The organism is Pseudomonas germanica, from assembly GCF_019614655.1.
In the GTDB taxonomy this organism is placed as follows: Bacteria; Pseudomonadota; Gammaproteobacteria; order Pseudomonadales; family Pseudomonadaceae; genus Aquipseudomonas; species Aquipseudomonas neuropathica.
Genome location: NZ_CP071586.1, coordinates 2,733,079 through 2,749,538, shown reverse-complemented (window position 1 = coordinate 2,749,538; position 16,460 = coordinate 2,733,079). Strand labels below are relative to the sequence as shown.

The window sequence follows — 16,460 nt, the reverse complement described above, 5'->3', positions numbered from 1 at the left end:
AAAAGGAAGACGTCGATGCTTTTGCTGTTTGTCGCCCTCGCGGTTTTCGTGGCCTGGAGCTGGTTGAGTTATCCGGCGGTTGGTCATTGGCTGTACGACCTGAACATGGCCATCGAGGCCAAGTTGTACAAATTGCACAAGATCGAAGTGCCGATCGCCGAGATGACCGTCTCGACTTGGCAGGGCGGGCCGTATGAAGCGGCCAGCGCGATTCTGATGCTGCATGGCTACAGCGCCGACAAGAACCTGTGGCTGCGCTTTTCCCGGCACTTCGTGCGCCAGTATCGGGTGATCATCCCGGACCTCGCCGGCCATGGTGAAACCGGCTTCAAGGCGGGCGGCGGCTACGACATTCCGTTGCAGGCCAAGCGCATGATCCAGTTGCTCGACGTTTGCGGCGTGGAGAAAGTCCACGTAATCGGCAACTCGATGGGCGGCTACATCGCCGCGTGGCTGGCGGCGACTTATCCCGACCGCATCGCGTCGGTGGCATTGATCGACCCGGCGGGCGTCACCGCGCCTGAGGCCAGCGACATGGAGCGGCATCTGGCGCGCGGGCATAACCCGTTTCTGATCAATTCGCGGGAAGAGTTCCAGCAGTTCTACGCGATGACCATGGCCACGCCACCATGGGTACCCAAATTGGTGCTGGACGCCATCGCCCAGCGCTACGAACAACAACGCGATGAACTGGAAGAGATCTTCCGCGATTTTCGCGCCAGCCCGCCGATGGAGCCGAAACTGGCCGACATCAAGTGCCCGGCGCTGTTGCTCTGGGGGCGCAAGGATCGGCTGATCGACGTCAGCAGCGTGCCGGTGTGGAGCAAGGGCATCGCCAATTTGCGTGTGGATGTCTGGGATCACGTCGGGCACATGCCGATGGTTGAACAGCCGGGGAATACTGCGCGCCTGTATCGCGAGTTTCTGGGAAGCCAAAGATGACAATTCACTCTTCCCCTGATCGTTCCCACGCTCTGCGTGGTAATGCCTCAAGGGACGCTCCGCGTCCAGTGACGCGGAGCGTCACGGGCTGCATTCCCACGCAGAGCGTGGGAACGATCAAGTGTAAGGGCTTGAGATGAACATTCTTTATGACGAACGCCTCGACGGCCCGTTGCCGCAGGTGAACAAGGCCGAATTCCTCAAGTCATTGCAGCAAACGCTGCCAGATCTCGACATTTTGTGGCGCGAGGAAGAACTCAAACCCTACGAATGCGACGGTCTCTCCGCCTACCGCACCACGCCGATGCTGGTCGCCCTGCCCCGACGAATTGAGCAAGTGCAAACCCTGCTCAAACTCTGCCATGAGAAAAACGTCCCGGTGGTTGCCCGTGGTGCCGGCACCGGGTTGTCCGGCGGCGCCTTGCCGCTGGAACAGGGCCTGCTGCTGGTGATGGCGCGCTTCAATAATATCCTGCACATCGACCCGGCCGCGCGCACCGCGCGGGTTCAACCGGGGGTGCGCAATCTGGCGATCTCCCAGGCAGCGGCGCCTTTCGGCCTGTATTACGCGCCAGATCCATCCTCGCAGATCGCCTGTTCGATCGGCGGCAACGTCGCCGAAAATGCCGGCGGCGTGCATTGTCTCAAGTACGGTTTGACCGTGCACAACCTGCTGAAAATCGAAGTGCTGACCATCGAAGGCGAACGCCTGACCCTGGGTTCGGACGCCCTCGATTCAGCGGGTTTCGATTTGCTCGCGCTCTTCACCGGCTCCGAAGGTTTGCTGGGGATCATCACCGAAGTCACGGTCAAACTGCTGCCCAAACCCCAGGTCGCGAAAGTCCTGCTGGCCAGTTTCGATTCCGTAGAAAAGGCCGGCCGTGCGGTCGCTGAAATCATCGCGGCGGGGATTATTCCCGGCGGCCTGGAGATGATGGACAACCTCGCCATTCGCGCCGCCGAAGATTTCATCCACGCCGGTTATCCGGTCGACGCCGAGGCGATTCTGCTGTGCGAACTCGATGGTGTCGAAGCCGATGTCCACGATGATTGCCAACGGGTGCGCGAGGTCATGACCGCGGCCGGCGCCACCGAAGTGCGTCAGGCCCGCGACGAAGCCGAGCGCGTGCGTTTCTGGGCCGGGCGCAAAAATGCCTTTCCGGCCATCGGTCGTTTGTCACCGGACTATTACTGCATGGACGGCACCATCCCGCGCCGCGAATTGCCCGGGGTTTTGCAAGGCATCGCCCGCCTCAGCGAAGAATACGGATTGCGCGTGGCCAACGTATTCCATGCCGGCGACGGCAACATGCACCCGCTGATTCTGTTCGACGCCAATCAACCCGGCGAGCTGCACCGCGCCGAAGCCTTGGGCGGCAAGATCCTCGAACTGTGCGTGCAGGTCGGCGGCAGCATCACCGGCGAACACGGCGTCGGCCGCGAGAAAATCAACCAGATGTGCGCGCAGTTCAACAGTGACGAACTGAACCTGTTTCATGCAGTAAAAGCCGCGTTCGACCCACAAGGCCTGCTGAATCCCGGCAAGAACATTCCGACCCTGCACCGCTGCGCCGAATTCGGCGCCATGCATATTCACGCCGGGCAATTGCCGTTCCCCGAACTGGAGCGTTTCTGATGGCCGACGTCGATGCCGCCGACGCCCTGCTCGATCAGGTCAACGAGGCCCGGGCCAATGCCACGCCGCTGAAAATTCAGGGTGGCAACAGCAAAGCGTTCCTCGGCCGCGAGGTCGCCGGTGAAGTGCTCGATACCCGCGCCCATTGCGGCATCGTCCGTTACGAGCCGACCGAACTGGTGGTTACGGCGCGCGCCGGCACGCCGTTGTCCGAGCTGCTGGCGGCGCTGGACGCTGCCGGGCAAATGCTGCCGTGCGAACCGCCAGCGTTCGGCGAGGGCGCCACCGTCGGCGGCATGATCGCCACGGGTTTATCCGGGCCTCGGCGGCCGTGGTCGGGCTCGGTGCGCGATTTCGTCCTCGGCACGCGGGTCATCACCGGCCTCGGTCAGCACCTGCGCTTCGGCGGCGAAGTGATGAAGAACGTCGCCGGTTATGACCTGTCGCGGTTGATGGCCGGCAGTTACGGCTGCCTCGGCGTGCTCACCGAAGTGTCGCTGAAAGTCCTGCCGAAACCGCGCCAGTGCCTAAGCATTCGCCTCGACATTGAATGCGCGCGGGCACTGGCCAAGCTTGCCGAATGGGGTCAGCAACCGTTGCCGATCAGCGCCGCGTGCCACGATGGCCAGAGCCTGTATCTGCGTCTTGAGGGCGGCGAAGGCTCGGTGACGGCGGCGCATCAACGCCTCGGTGGTGAGCCGTTGGATTCAGGGTTCTGGCGGGATCTGAATGAGCAGCGTCTTGCGTTTTTCAACGAAGGTTTGCCGCTGTGGCGCTTGTCGTTGCCGAATAATCTCGGGCCCCTGGATCTGCCCGGCGAGCAACTGATCGACTGGGCCGGTGCACAACGCTGGCTGAAATCCGACGTCGAGCACATGCATATTCTCGCTCAGGAACTCGGCGGCCATGCCACCTGCTTTACCCACGGTGCCAACTCTTCGCCGTTCCAGCCGCTGGCCTGGACACTGCTGCGCTATCACCGACAACTGAAGGCGCAACTCGACCCGCAAGGGCTGTTCAACCCCGGGCGCATGTACGCGGAGTTCTAGCCATGCAAACCACCCTCAGCGAACAGTCACTGCAACTGCCCCGTGCCGCCGAAGCGGAAAAAATCCTCCGCACCTGCGTGCATTGTGGCTTTTGCAACGCGACCTGTCCGACCTATCAGTTGCTCGGTGATGAACTCGATGGCCCGCGCGGGCGCATCTACCTGATCAAACAAGTGCTCGAAGGCGCACCTGCGACGGCGCAGACGCAACTGCACCTGGACCGCTGCCTGTCGTGCCGCAACTGCGAAACCACCTGCCCGTCCGGCGTCGACTATCACAACCTGCTCGACATTGGCCGCGCGGTGGTCGATCACGCGGTGCCGCGTCCGGCGGCGCAGCGCCTGTTACGTGAGGGCTTGCGCGCATTGGCGCCTAATCCGGGATTGTTCAAAGGCTTGTTGCGGGTGGGCACGACGTTTCGGCCGCTGTTGCCGCGCTTGCTTGAAAGCAAATTGCCGCAGCACTTGCCGGTTAACGGCTCGCGCCCTGCCCCTCGGCATGCCCGGCGGGTGTTGTTGCTTGAAGGCTGCGTACAACCGGGGTTGTCGCCAAATACCAATGACGCCACGGCGCGGGTGCTGGATCGTTTGGGCATCAGTGTCACCCCGGTGGCCGAGGCCGGGTGTTGCGGCGCGCTGGACTATCACCTCGACGCGCAAGCCAAAGGCCTCGATCGCGCCCGGCAGAATATCGATGCCTGGTGGCCACACCTGCAAAACGGTGCCGAAGCGATTGTGCAGACCGCCAGCGGTTGCGGCGCATTCATCAAGGATTACGGGCATTTGCTGGCAGACGATCCGGTGTATGCGGCCAAGGCCCGGGAAATCAGCGAGCGGACGCTGGATCTGGTGCAGATACTTGATCGGGAACCGCTGGAAAAAGTCTGCGCAGCGAACGAGCGACGGATTGCCGTGCATTGCCCGTGCACTTTGCAGCACGCGTTGAAACTGGGCGGCGCGGTGGAAGCTGTGCTGACACGCCTGGGTTTCAATCTTTCCGCCGTGCCCGACGGCCATTTGTGCTGCGGCTCGGCAGGTACGTATTCGCTGACACAACCAGTGCTGGCCCGGCAACTGCGCGACAACCGCCTCAACGCGCTGGAGAGCGGCCGGCCTGAGCTGATCGTCACCTCCAACGTCGGCTGTCAAAGCCATCTGGCCAGCGCCGGGCGCACGCGGGTGATGCACTGGATCGAACTGGTGGATCAGTCGTTGGCAGAATGAAGTTCGTAGGATTCTTCGTTTGCCCGCGTGCGAGAAGGCTGCGATCTTTTCCCTCATCCATTCCGTGACCGTGGCAGGAATTTTTTTCATGACCGTGCAGCCGTTCGTCAGCCCCGACCTGATCCGCCAACGCTTCTCCAAAGCGATGTCCGACATGTACCGCGAAGAAGTGCCGCTGTACGGCGCGCTGATGCAATTGGTCGAGCAAACCAACCGCGAGGTGCTTGCACGTCAGCCGGACATCGCCTGCCAGCTCGACAGCACCGGCGAAATCCAACGGCTGGACATGGAGCGCCATGGCGCCATTCGTGTCGGCACCGCGACGGAGCTGGCCACCCTCGCCCGCCTGTTTGCAGTGATGGGCATGCAACCGGTGGGTTATTACGACCTGACCCCAGCGGGCGTGCCGGTGCATTCCACAGCGTTTCGCGCCGTGCATGAAGAGGCGCTGCAAGTCAGCCCGTTTCGGGTGTTTACGTCGTTGTTGCGCCTGGAGTTGATTGAGGATGCGCAACTGCGTGCCTTTGCCGAATCAGTGCTGGCCAAGCGTTCGATCTTTACCTCGGAGGCGTTGCGCCTGATCGCGCAAGCTGAAAACGCGGGCGGACTGAATGAAAGCGAGGCCGAGGCATTCGTCCTGCAGGCACTGGAAACCTTTCGCTGGCATCACAGCGCTACGGTTACCGCTGCGCAATATCAATCTTTGAGCGCCCAACACCGTTTGATCGCCGACGTAGTGGCGTTCAAAGGCCCACACATCAATCACCTGACGCCACGCACGCTGGACATCGACAGCGTCCAGGAACAAATGCCGGCCCATGGCATCACCCCCAAAGCCGTGATCGAAGGCCCACCGCGCCGGCAGTGCCCGATCCTGCTGCGCCAAACCAGTTTCAAGGCACTGGACGAGCCGATCGCCTTCACCGATCAGAACCAAACCCGTGGCAGCCACAGCGCGCGTTTCGGCGAGATCGAACAGCGCGGCGCGGCACTCACGCCCAAAGGTCGGGCGCTGTATGACCGCTTGCTGAATGCCGCGCGCGATGAACTCGGTGACTTCCCCAACGAAGGCAATGCCGCACGCTACAACGCGCTGATGGCTCAGCACTTTGGCGAATTTCCTGACAGTGTCGAGGGCATGCGTGAACAAGAGCTGGCGTACTTTCGCTATTTCGCCACGGAAAAAGGGCAGGCTGCTGGAGGGCTTGGGCAGTCGTCTCTGGAGGACTTGTTGCGCGGTGGTTATGTGAAAGCGGAACCGTTGGTGTACGAAGACTTCCTGCCGGTGAGTGCGGCGGGGATTTTTCAGTCGAACCTTGGCGACGCGGCACAGGCGCATTATGGCGAGCATTCCAATCGGCAGGCCTTCGAGCAGGCGCTGGGGCGCGCGACTATTGATGAGTTGGGGTTGTATGCCGCGACGCAGCAGCGTTCGATCGATAATTGTCTGTCCACACTTTCCCGGTAACGGCCGAAAAGATCGCAGCCTTCGGCAGCTCCTACAGGAAAAATACATTCCAAATGTAGGAGCTGCCGAAGGCTGCGATCTTTTGATCTAAAAGTTTTAAGCAGCCGCCTCGACCAAATGATGGCACCTGGCCATTATGCGCAAGAAGTTGCGCACTTGTTTTGCAAAAAAGCCTGATAAAACCGCTGAGAGCCACGTCGCACAAGGTCTGCAGCCAAGTGCGCAAGAAGTTGCGCAGTACTGCGCAACTTCTTGCGCACTTTTGCCTTGAGCGAGCGCTTTATTTCGCACAAGCGCCTGAAAAATCAGACAAACACCCCGGCCCGCATGGCCGCCACAATTGTTGGCACGCTCCTTGATAACAGTCAGGCACCCACCGGGCGATTTCGCCTCCCGGGCACCTTAAATTATTCCGCAAGGAGAGCACCCCATGGCAACACCAGCGTACATGTCGGTTACCGGCGAAAAACAAGGCCTGATCACTGCAGGCGCTTTCACCGCTGACTCCGTAGGCAACACCTACCAGGAAGGCCACGAAGACCAGGTTATGGTTCAGGCTTTCAGCCACGACGTGATCATCCCGCGTGACCCACAATCCGGTCAGCCAACCGGTCAGCGCGTTCACAAGCCAGTTGTGATCACCAAGGTCTACGACAAGGCTTCGCCTCTGTTGCAAGCCGCTCTGACCTCCGGCGAGCGCATGAGCGAAATCGTTATCCAGTGGTTCCGTACTTCTGCTCAAGGCACCCAAGAGCACTACTACACCACCAAACTGGAAGACGCGATCATCGTCGCCATCAATAACAAAATGCACAACTGCCAGGATCCAGGCAATTCGCACTTCACCCACCTGGAAGAAGTGCAGTTCACCTACCGCAAAATCACCTGGACCCACGAAGTATCCGGTACTTCGGGTTCCGATGACTGGCGTGCTCCAGTCGTTTAATTACGGCTGATCGTTACAAGCATCGGCCAGCTCTGCTGGTCGATGTTGTTTTCGCCCTCCAGAATTTCGCGTAAGTTGAGCCGCTTTGCGGTCGTCGACGTACGCCGCTGTACAGCACGAGGAACAAGGGATGTTCGCGCCGGCCAATGAAACCCACTTTGCCCTGACCATCGAAGGTCTTTCTGCTGACTTTCAGGTATTCACCCTGCAAGGTCGCGAAGCCATCAGCCAGCCTTTTGTGTTCGAGGTGGAGCTGGTCAGTGAGCAGCCGTCGCTGGACCTCGAAACCCTGCTGCACAAACCGGCCTTCCTGCAATTGTCGCCCGACGGCAGCGGCATCCATGGCCAGATCTACCGCGCCGCGCAAGGCGATTCGGGCAAACGCCTGACCCGTTATTCGGTGACCCTGCGTCCGCAACTGTCCTACCTGGCGCACCGCATCAACCAGCGCATCTTCCAGAACCTCACGGTGCCGAAAATCATCGGCCAGGTCCTCGAAGAGCACGGCATTCAAAGCAACGCTTACGAATTCAAGACCGGTTCGATCTATCCCGAGCGCGTCTACTGCGTGCAATACGATGAATCGGACCTGCATTTCATCCAGCGCCTGTGCGAGGAAGAAGGTATCCACTACCACTTCGAGCACACGGCAACGGCGCACAAACTGGTGTTCGGCGATGACCAGACGGTGTTCCCGAAACTCAAGCCTGTGGCCTATCAGCAAGACTCCGGCATGGTCGCCAGCGACCCGGTGATCAAGCGTTTCGACCTGCGCCTGGAAACCCGCACCAGCCGCACCACCCGCCGCGATTACGATTTCGAAAAACCTCGCATCACCCTCGAAAGCGAAAACCGCGGCGACGCCCTGCCCGACCTCGAAGACTACGATTACCCAGGTCGTTTCATCGACCGCGAGCGCGGCAAACACCTGGCCAAACGCGCCCTCGAACGCCATCGCAGCGATTTCAAACTGGCTGAAGGCAAGAGCGATCAGCCATTGCTGGTCAGCGGCCACTTCCTCGCCCTCACCGCGCACCCGAAAGCCAAATGGAATGACCTCTGGCTGCTCACCGAAGTCCACCACGAAGGCAAGCAACCGCAAGTCCTCGAAGAGTCGGTAACCAGCGACACCACCGCACTGAAAGACGATTTCCACCAGGGCTACCGCAACCGCTTTCAGGCCACCCCATGGGACGTGCCCAACCGCCCGCCCCTGCGCCACCCGAAACCACGCATCCTCGGCAGCCAGAGCGCCGTGGTCACCGGCCCGAAAGGCGAAGAGATCCATTGCGACGAATACGGCCGCGTCAAAGTCCAGTTCCACTGGGACCGCGAAGGCGAAGCCGACGACAAAACCAGCTGCTGGCTGCGCGTCTCCAGCGCCTGGGCCGGCGCGCAATACGGCGGCATCGCCATCCCACGCATCGGCATGGAAGTGCTGGTCACCTTCCTTGAAGGCGACCCCGATCAACCGCTGATCAGCGGCTGCCTGTACCACAAGGAAAACACCGTCCCGTATGAACTGCCGGCGAACAAGACTCGCAGCACTTTCAAGACCCTCAGCTCCATGGGCGGTGGCGGCTACAACGAACTGCGCATCGAAGACAAAAAAGGTCAGGAACAGATCTACCTGCACGCCCAGCGCGACTGGGACGAAAACATCGAGCACGACCAGAAAATCCGCGTCGGCAACGAACGCCACGACACCGTCGAAAAGAACAGCTACAGCGAATTCAAAGCCGAAGAACACCACACCGTCTACGCCGACCGCAAAGTCGAAACCCGCGCCAACGACCACCTCACCGTCGGCGTGAACCAACACATCAAGATCGGCACCGGCCAGTTCATCGACGCCGGCCAGGAAATCCATCTCAGCAGCGGCATGAAAGTGGTGATGGAAGCCGGTAGTGAGCTGACCCTGATCGGCGGCGGCAGCTTCATCAAGATTGATGCTGGTGGCGTGACCATGAGTGGGCCGGTGATCAATATGAACTCCGGCGGAAGTCCGGGGAGCGGCACCGGTGCGGCGCCGTTGTTGCCGGGCGTCGTGAAACAGGCTGACGCTGACAAGGCTGGCAAGGTGTTAGTCCCGCCAATGACCAATCCGTTTGTACGAAAAAGCGTTCAAGGCCTACCCCTTGTTCCGATCTGTGGAAAGCAAGCCAATGGCGCTTGCTCGCGAGAGGTTTGCCCATGTCTGAATGGCTGAGTCATTTCCTTGAACAACCCGTGGCCACGACGCCATCGGGCAGCAGTGGAAACCGCACCCTGTATGGCATCATCGACAGCGTTCGCCAGCCTCGGGCTCTGGAAAAGCTTTACCAACAGTCCGGGTTGAATGGTGTTGAAAAGCTGTTTCAGGACACGCCGTTCGCCGAAATGAATGATGTCAGTCCGATCTGGCTGCAACTGACACCGGGAAGTCCTGCCGCCGCCCAAGCCATTGAGCTATGCCGCGACAACCGCGCCGGTATTCTGCTCACCTCACGTGAGAAACCGGAGACCGCACTCTTGCATGCTCGTCGCCTCCTGCGCATGAACGACCCGTCTCATGGTGACTCGCTGGCGCGCTACTACGACCCGGCATTCTGGAGCGCGTTGGCGCTGACGGTACCCGCCCGAGCTCTGTTCGGCCCTTGGGCCAGCGTCTACACCCCGCCCGCCCACAGCGACGATCAACAATGGCGTGTTTGGGAACAAACAGAAAAAGTTGATGCCTCTAATGGCGAACAAAAATATCCGCTGCACCTAAAGAGCAACACGCTGATAGCGTTCGATGAGATCCGCTGGTGGTACTGGATTCGGCTGCGGAACGCCGAGTCCGCAGCGGGCTTATCGGATTCGCAATTGTCTGACGTGGCCGATAATTTGCAACTGCTGGTGGATCACGGCATTGAAGAAGGACGTCATCTTGAGCACCTGCTGCCGAATCTGAACCAAGGTCCGTTGCAGGCCCGCACCGATGTCATGAACGTGCTGAGCAGCGACATGCCGGCATTCGAGAAAGTACAACGACTGGAAGTCTGAGATGACAGGTACGTCCGAACAAACACCCGCGCCAGAACAACCACCTGTTGTCATTCCGGCCGATCCACCAAAAAAGACTGCCGACGCGGAAACGTTCTGCAAAGACAAGAAGCCGGGCTGCAGCAGCAGCTATGACGACATCATCTACGTCACCGGTCAGCGCCGTTTCTGGCTGTTGCCCAAGCGCACGTCCGAGAAACTCAAGGAAAGCGTCAGCCTGCTCAAACAGAAAACCGTCGACGCTGATAAAGCCACGCGCATGAGCAACATCGCCGACGCGGGTTTGATGGACTATTTCCTCACCCCTGGCCCGGAAGCCTTTCTCGAAGGCGAGCAACATAGCAGTTACCTGGCGTCGAAGTCGGCAATCCCCGAAGACACTGCCAAAAAGGCGCAGTGCCGCAAGGATTGGGAAACGGCAAAAGCAAAGGGTGATAGCGACGCCACGATGCACGCCGAGCGCGAGATGTTCCACGCTGGACAACGCATCGAGAAAAACCAGAAAAACATGGAAACCCTCGAAAAAGTTTCCGACGAAAAAGCAAAAACGTTGGGGTACAAACGAGAAAACGGCGTCTTCTATACCCCTCGCGCGTTAAAGGCCTGTGAAGCCATCGATACGTACATTAAAGAGCGCGACAAGGCGAAAGCCCACGGCTACAAAATGTTCGATCCAGGCACCAAGAAGATCGCCTCGGCTTGGGAACATCTGAAAGAATATAAGGCCCTTCACAAAAAGCTGATTGAAACCGGCGAGATCGACGAAAAGAAACTCAAGGGTGTGCAAATCAACATCCTGGCGTTGAAAGACCTGATGTCCAAGTACATCAATGCCATCGTCGAGCTTGCCGAGTGCGGGATTGCAGTTCCCGAGTTTGCGCTGAGTCCCGATGACCAATACGCCGGTACCGAGGATTTTCAGGCATTCATCGAGCTGACCACCAAACGCGATGAGCTTGAGAAAAAGATCGAAGACCGTTACTCCCAATGGGTCTCGGCCACTGGTGGAAAATCTGCGCCACCCGGCGTGCTCTTCGTCAGCTTGCAGAAACAGTGGTACGACCTGAATGACGAGGCAGAGCGAATTCAGAACACCGCCGAAGCACGCGTTCGAGCACTGAAGCCGCCCCGTCTGTTTCTCTGGGACGCGGAAAGCTACAAGCCAAAACCCCTCGAACGACTGGCCAAAACAAACATTCCACTACGTGAGCTCAGCAGCGCCTCTTCGACGACGATCCTGAACCACATCAGCTTGAAACATCTTGCGCAGGTCAGCGGCAACGCATTCGAGGGTCAACTCAAAGAACTCGCGACCAGTTTGCCAAAGTCGATTGCCAAAGAATCCGACGACGACCGGATATTCAGTGATTGGCTGGAACAGGAAGGCGCGCTGCAGTTCGATGAAAAGGGACCATGGTTCGATGAACATGGACTTTTCGTGCCTGAAAAATTCTTCACCGCACTGGAAGCCAAAGGCTACAGAGTCGAAAGCATCAAAGCCGAAGCCAAACGCAAAAGCTGGGGCGAAAACCTCAAAGCCATGGTTTTCGAAGATAAGCAGTTGCGCAACCTCATGCTGTTCGACAACAGCCCACAGGCCCAACTGGTTCGATGCTTGCTCCCGGAAAGTGCCAACCTGCTGTCCGAAGTTAAAATGGAAGGCCCCACTCTGAAAAGTGGTTCCCCTCAGATTGCCAACGTAGAAGTAGCACTGGATGTAACTGCGTGGCGCGGGGAAGTCAGCTTACTCAAAGTCGAATTCCCGAAACGGGCAAAAGCCGATCCTTGGGTCGCGAAATACAAGGCCCAGGACGGCAGCGTGCGCAGCGTCAACTTCGGCAAACTGTCTCTGGATCTGGAAGCCAAGGCCTGGGGATTCGCTGGCGCAAGCCTCATGCTGTCACGCGACCTGACCCTGGACCAGAAAACCGGCTACACCAGCCTGGTCGGTGTGGACATTGCCGAGAAATCCGGCGACCTGGCGAAGTTCGAAGTGTTTGCCGGCGCTCAAGCGGGGTGCAAAGTCACCGGCAAACTGTTCTGGTGCCCTCCCCCAAGCGTCCTCCCACCTGCTCCCGTGCCCAATCGCATTTCAGCCAACCAGTGGCGCCCTATGGCCAAACTGGAAGTTGAAGTGGCCGTGGCCATCGGCGCCGGCTACACCGGCGACATGCAACTGCGGATGCAAAACGGCCTACTGCTGTTATCGATCAAGGGCGCGCTGGTTTGGGGCGCAGGCGTCAAAGGGTATTTGACCTTTGAAGTCGGCTACGACAGCATCGTGGCCTTGACGGAACTGGTGCGACAGGAAATGGCCGCGAACCAATACAAGGATCTTGAGTGGGTCGATGGCGAAGCCTTGGACTACCTGCAAAAACTGAGCTTCCTCGGCGCCACTGGTATCGATGTGGCGTTTGCCTATGTGCGTGGGTATGCGATTGTTAAAGGGTTATTTGATGCGCTGACTGAGGGTGGGCGTGGGGGCTTGATTGCTTACTCAATCGTCACCGACAAAAAACAGAAAGAGATGCAGGAATGGGTGTGTAACTTGCAGCCACAGGCACTTGGACCATTGCTATTGACCCTTAGCTCATCTCCTGAACCTTTTTCAATAGAAGAAGACCAGGACAATAAAAGCGTGAAGGAAGACGAGGCATATCAACTACAGCAGAGAGCGATCGAACGGTGTTTAGGGTGGATATCATCCAACCCTAACGCTACTTTACAGTTCGAAGAGGCAATTATACGTATGAATCGGGATGGATTGCGACCACCGCAAGCCGGGCTTACATATTGTAAAAACAAATTCAAACTCGATTCATTTATGGCTGAACGAGTTAAAGCTCTGGACAAGGCCAGTAACGACACAAGAACAATTTATCGCGAGCATGTAGCTAGATTAGGCGCACGACTAAATGGACACTGTGAGTACAACACCATTTATAAGGGCCCGGCTTTCGCTCCAATCCAAGATACAAAAGCAAGCTATAAGGGACCGAACATTGATTAAAATCGCATTATGCCTATTTCTATCCGTCCTTTTTTCCTGCTCAGCTTCCGCGCAATTAACACAGGAACAGCAGTCAAAAAAAGAGAGAGGTCTAATTTTGTACCAGCAAAGCGACTGGTACGACTCTCAACCTTTACTAGAAAGTGCTGCCATTGCTGGTGACGAGACAGCCCAATATTACTTGGCAGAGGCGATTCGTCTGAGCAACCGATACACAACTAATGAAGCAAGAAAATGGTATGAAGCAGCTGCGCAACAGGGCAACCTTTACGCAATGCTAAGACTAAGCAGTAAGAGTGATATCTGCAATGAAATGAAAAGCTGCGGTGGCAAGAGTGCAGACGAATGGCGAGAACAAGTAATACAATTAGCTCAGGAAAGAGCTAAAAACAACGACACTGAAGCAATGACCGTTTTATTCATCACCAAACAAGGATTCAGTTGGTTAGAAATGGCAGCTGAGGCAGGTGATCCTCTAGCGCAGAATACACTCGCAGGAATCTACGAAGATGGGGACGGATGGTTCATCGTTCCGGGTAGCCGCGAAAAAACCATTCAAAAGTGGTACAAAGCGTCAGCTGAAGGTGGATATCCCAAAGCAATGTATTTTTATGCCAGCTATTTATTCGAACATGGAGGTAAGAAAGAAGAAGTTGCTTATTGGTTAAAAAAATCGGCCGAAGGCGGGTACGTCAGCGCGGTCGGCAATTACGCCCTCAGCGTAGCCCATATACCAAACGATCTAGACTACCCAAAAAACTTGATTGAGGCTTATGGACTAGCCTATCTGATGTCTAAATTCGAGGGTGGCGGGACAGCAGCCGAAGACGGAGAAAGAATGCTCCCAAAAATCACTGAAAAAATGACCAAGGAAGAAATCAAGCAAGGTCTTTTATTTGCGGAAGAATGGAAGAAAACGCACCCACCGCTTTCTTATTTCGTCCCTGTTTACGGCTATTGAGAACTCAACGTGGCATTAATTATTAAATTAGTGACAAGCTTTCTTCTCTTAATGCTTGCACCAAATGTTTATGCCACCCAATTGACAGAGAATCAAGCTACGGCCAAAGATCGCGGCATCGCGCTTTACCATCAAAGCGCTTGGACTTCTTCACAGTCTTTTTTGCAAACCGCCGCCGAAACGGGTGATCGAGACGCTCAATACTACTTAGGCGAGGCCATCCGCCTAAGTAATCGCTACATGACAGAGGAAGCCGTGAAATGGTATGAGGCCGCAGCCGAACAAGGACATATCTAGGCCATGCTGCGTCTCAGTAACAAAGAAGACCTCTGCACTATTATCGAAACCTGCAAGCAAAAAATTGGTCAGGACTGGCGGGCGCAGGCCTTAAAAACTGCACATGAGCGCGCGAAGAGAGGCGACACCGAAGCAATGACTGCGCTCTTCACAGTTCAACAAGGTTTGGAGTGGTTAGAAAAGGCTGCAGAGTCGGGTGATAACTTTGCCCAGCAACTTCTAGCAAGTGCCTATCAAAATGGACAGGGTTCGTTCCTGATCCCAGGCAGTCGAGAGAAAGCAGTCAAGAATTGGTTTAAGGCGTCTGCGGAAGGGGGCTATCCTCCCGGAATGTACCTTTATGCTAACTACCTATATGAGCACAATGGAAAAAAGGAAGAGATAGGACATTGGCTTAAAAAAACAGCTGAAGCAGGACATATCGATGCACTTGGAAGCTATGCCCTCAATATTGCCCACCTTCCGAACAGCTACGACTTTCCGCTCGATTTAGTCAAAGCCTATGGCTTTACCTATTTGATAACACAGCTTCAAGGAGGGGGAGCAGCACCAAGGGAAGCGAAGATCAGCCTCCCTGAGATTGCAGAAAAAATGAAACCTGAAGAAATCGAAATGGGGATTTCATTCGCAAAGGAATGGGAAAAAACACACCCCCCACTTTCCTACTTTGATCCAATTTACGGATATTAAGCCAATTCATTCCCAGGGCCACCGCCAAACGCTATAAGTGCAACTAGCCCTTGGGCATTTGTAGAACCAACAATTGCATAACAAGAAATTAAAATTTTATAGATCCCACCAATGATCAAAAATATTATTTTATTTTTATTGTTCTCGTTAGCACTGTCTAACCCAGCTTACGCCGGAATGACAGCAGCGCAAAAAGAGGCCGGAGAAACGGGAATTATTCTTTTCAAACAGAGTGACTGGTACGACTCCCAGCCCTTTCTGAACATTGCCGCAGAGGCAGGGGATCGTGACGCACAATATTATTTGGGCGAAGCTATTAGACTCAGTCAGCGCTATATCACTCCAGACGCAAAAAAATGGTATGAGGCCTCAGCTGAGCAAGGTTTCTTATATGCAATGCTTCGCTTAAGCAATAAAAATGACTTGTGCGGAAGTATGGGTACCTGCACAGATAAAAATGGAGTGGACTGGCGAGAGCGTTCACTAACAACGGCTCTAGAACGAGCAAAAAAAGGCGACACAGAAGCGATGACCGTCCTGTATACGGCTGGTCAGGGCCTGCCATGGCTTAAGAAAGCGGCCGAAGCAGGTGACAGTTACGCACAACAAATGCTGGCTAGCGCTTACAAAAGCGGTGCCGGGTGGTTTTTGATTCCAGGTAGTCGAGAAAAAGCGATTATCAAATGGTTTAAAGCGTCATCGGAAGGTGGTAACCCGAGAGGTATGTTCCTCTATGCGAATTACTTATACGACCATAATGGTAGTAAAGAAGAGATCGCATACTGGGTGAAAAAATCAGCGGAGCACAGCCATATAGATGCAGTTGGCACCTACGCATACAAAATTTCAGATCCATCCAATGAACTTGGTTACCCAGAAAATCTGATTGAAGCATACGGCTTGACGCTTTTACTTTCAAAACTGGAGGCAGGAACAGCACCAGAAGATGCAAAGCGACTGCTCCCGGATCTGGCTAAAAAGATGAATCCTGTAGAAATAACAGCAGGGATTGAATTTTCGAAAAAGTGGAAAAAAACTCACCCTCCTTTATCTTATTTCGATCCAATATACGGGTACTAGACGATCAAACATCCTTAATATATCAACCGTCGATCAACTGCAATCAGGGTAGAACACGGTTTCTTTTTTCTAGATGAAATTTGCCCCGGAATGCCTTTCACCTTTACGCACTCTAAACATGGTCTGTCCCT

At 56.2% G+C, this 16,460-nt stretch carries 13 protein-coding genes; all 13 read left to right on the top strand.

What is annotated here, in order from left to right:
- The first annotated feature begins 15 nt into the window (after nt 1-15).
- The 13 genes from J0G10_RS12250 (at nt 16) to J0G10_RS12195 (ending at nt 16,329) form a co-directional block, all read left to right on the top strand.
- Complete coding sequence (locus J0G10_RS12250; RefSeq protein WP_095047522.1) at nt 16-942, top strand: alpha/beta fold hydrolase; 927 nt, start codon at nt 16-18, stop codon at nt 940-942.
- 136 nt (nt 943-1,078) lie between these two features.
- The gene (glcD, locus tag J0G10_RS12245; RefSeq protein WP_220558559.1) at nt 1,079-2,578 is read left to right on the top strand and encodes a glycolate oxidase subunit GlcD; all 1,500 of its coding nucleotides are present in this window, start codon (nt 1,079-1,081) and stop codon (nt 2,576-2,578) included.
- Entirely contained in the window at nt 2,578-3,627 is a 1,050-nt protein-coding gene (gene glcE, locus J0G10_RS12240) for a glycolate oxidase subunit GlcE (protein WP_220558558.1), read from the top strand. The genes glcD and glcE overlap by 1 nt, the downstream gene beginning before the upstream one ends.
- Before the next feature lie 2 nt (nt 3,628-3,629).
- Complete coding sequence (glcF, locus tag J0G10_RS12235; protein WP_220558557.1) at nt 3,630-4,850, top strand: glycolate oxidase subunit GlcF; 1,221 nt, start codon at nt 3,630-3,632, stop codon at nt 4,848-4,850.
- A gap of 88 nt (nt 4,851-4,938) precedes the next feature.
- On the top strand, nt 4,939-6,318 hold the full coding sequence (gene hglS / locus J0G10_RS12230; protein ID WP_220558556.1) for a 2-oxoadipate dioxygenase/decarboxylase HglS: 1,380 nt from the start codon (nt 4,939-4,941) through the stop codon (nt 6,316-6,318).
- A gap of 430 nt (nt 6,319-6,748) precedes the next feature.
- Entirely contained in the window at nt 6,749-7,264 is a 516-nt protein-coding gene (locus J0G10_RS12225) for an Hcp family type VI secretion system effector (RefSeq protein WP_007919523.1), read from the top strand.
- Nucleotides 7,265-7,394: 130 nt separating this feature from the next.
- Nucleotides 7,395-9,473, top strand: a complete 2,079-nt coding sequence (locus J0G10_RS12220) for a type VI secretion system Vgr family protein (RefSeq protein ID WP_342593398.1) — start codon at nt 7,395-7,397, stop codon at nt 9,471-9,473.
- Nucleotides 9,458-10,291, top strand: a complete 834-nt coding sequence (locus J0G10_RS12215) for a DUF4123 domain-containing protein (protein WP_220558555.1) — start codon at nt 9,458-9,460, stop codon at nt 10,289-10,291. The genes J0G10_RS12220 and J0G10_RS12215 overlap by 16 nt, the downstream gene beginning before the upstream one ends.
- A gap of 1 nt (nt 10,292) precedes the next feature.
- On the top strand, nt 10,293-13,301 hold the full coding sequence (locus J0G10_RS12210; protein WP_220558554.1) for a hypothetical protein: 3,009 nt from the start codon (nt 10,293-10,295) through the stop codon (nt 13,299-13,301).
- Nucleotides 13,294-14,262: a tetratricopeptide repeat protein gene (locus J0G10_RS12205; RefSeq protein ID WP_220558553.1), complete on the top strand. Its 969-nt coding sequence runs from the start codon at nt 13,294-13,296 to the stop codon at nt 14,260-14,262. The genes J0G10_RS12210 and J0G10_RS12205 overlap by 8 nt, the downstream gene beginning before the upstream one ends.
- Before the next feature lie 9 nt (nt 14,263-14,271).
- Nucleotides 14,272-14,559 carry a hypothetical protein gene (locus J0G10_RS30185; protein ID WP_342593397.1) on the top strand — a complete coding sequence of 96 codons (288 nt, stop codon included), beginning with the start codon at nt 14,272-14,274 and terminating at the stop codon, nt 14,557-14,559.
- A 3-nt stretch (nt 14,560-14,562) separates the two neighbouring features.
- Nucleotides 14,563-15,249: a tetratricopeptide repeat protein gene (locus tag J0G10_RS12200; protein WP_342593396.1), complete on the top strand. Its 687-nt coding sequence runs from the start codon at nt 14,563-14,565 to the stop codon at nt 15,247-15,249.
- A gap of 111 nt (nt 15,250-15,360) precedes the next feature.
- The gene (locus tag J0G10_RS12195) at nt 15,361-16,329 is read left to right on the top strand and encodes a tetratricopeptide repeat protein (RefSeq protein ID WP_220558552.1); all 969 of its coding nucleotides are present in this window, start codon (nt 15,361-15,363) and stop codon (nt 16,327-16,329) included.
- Nucleotides 16,330-16,460 lie beyond the last annotated feature (131 nt).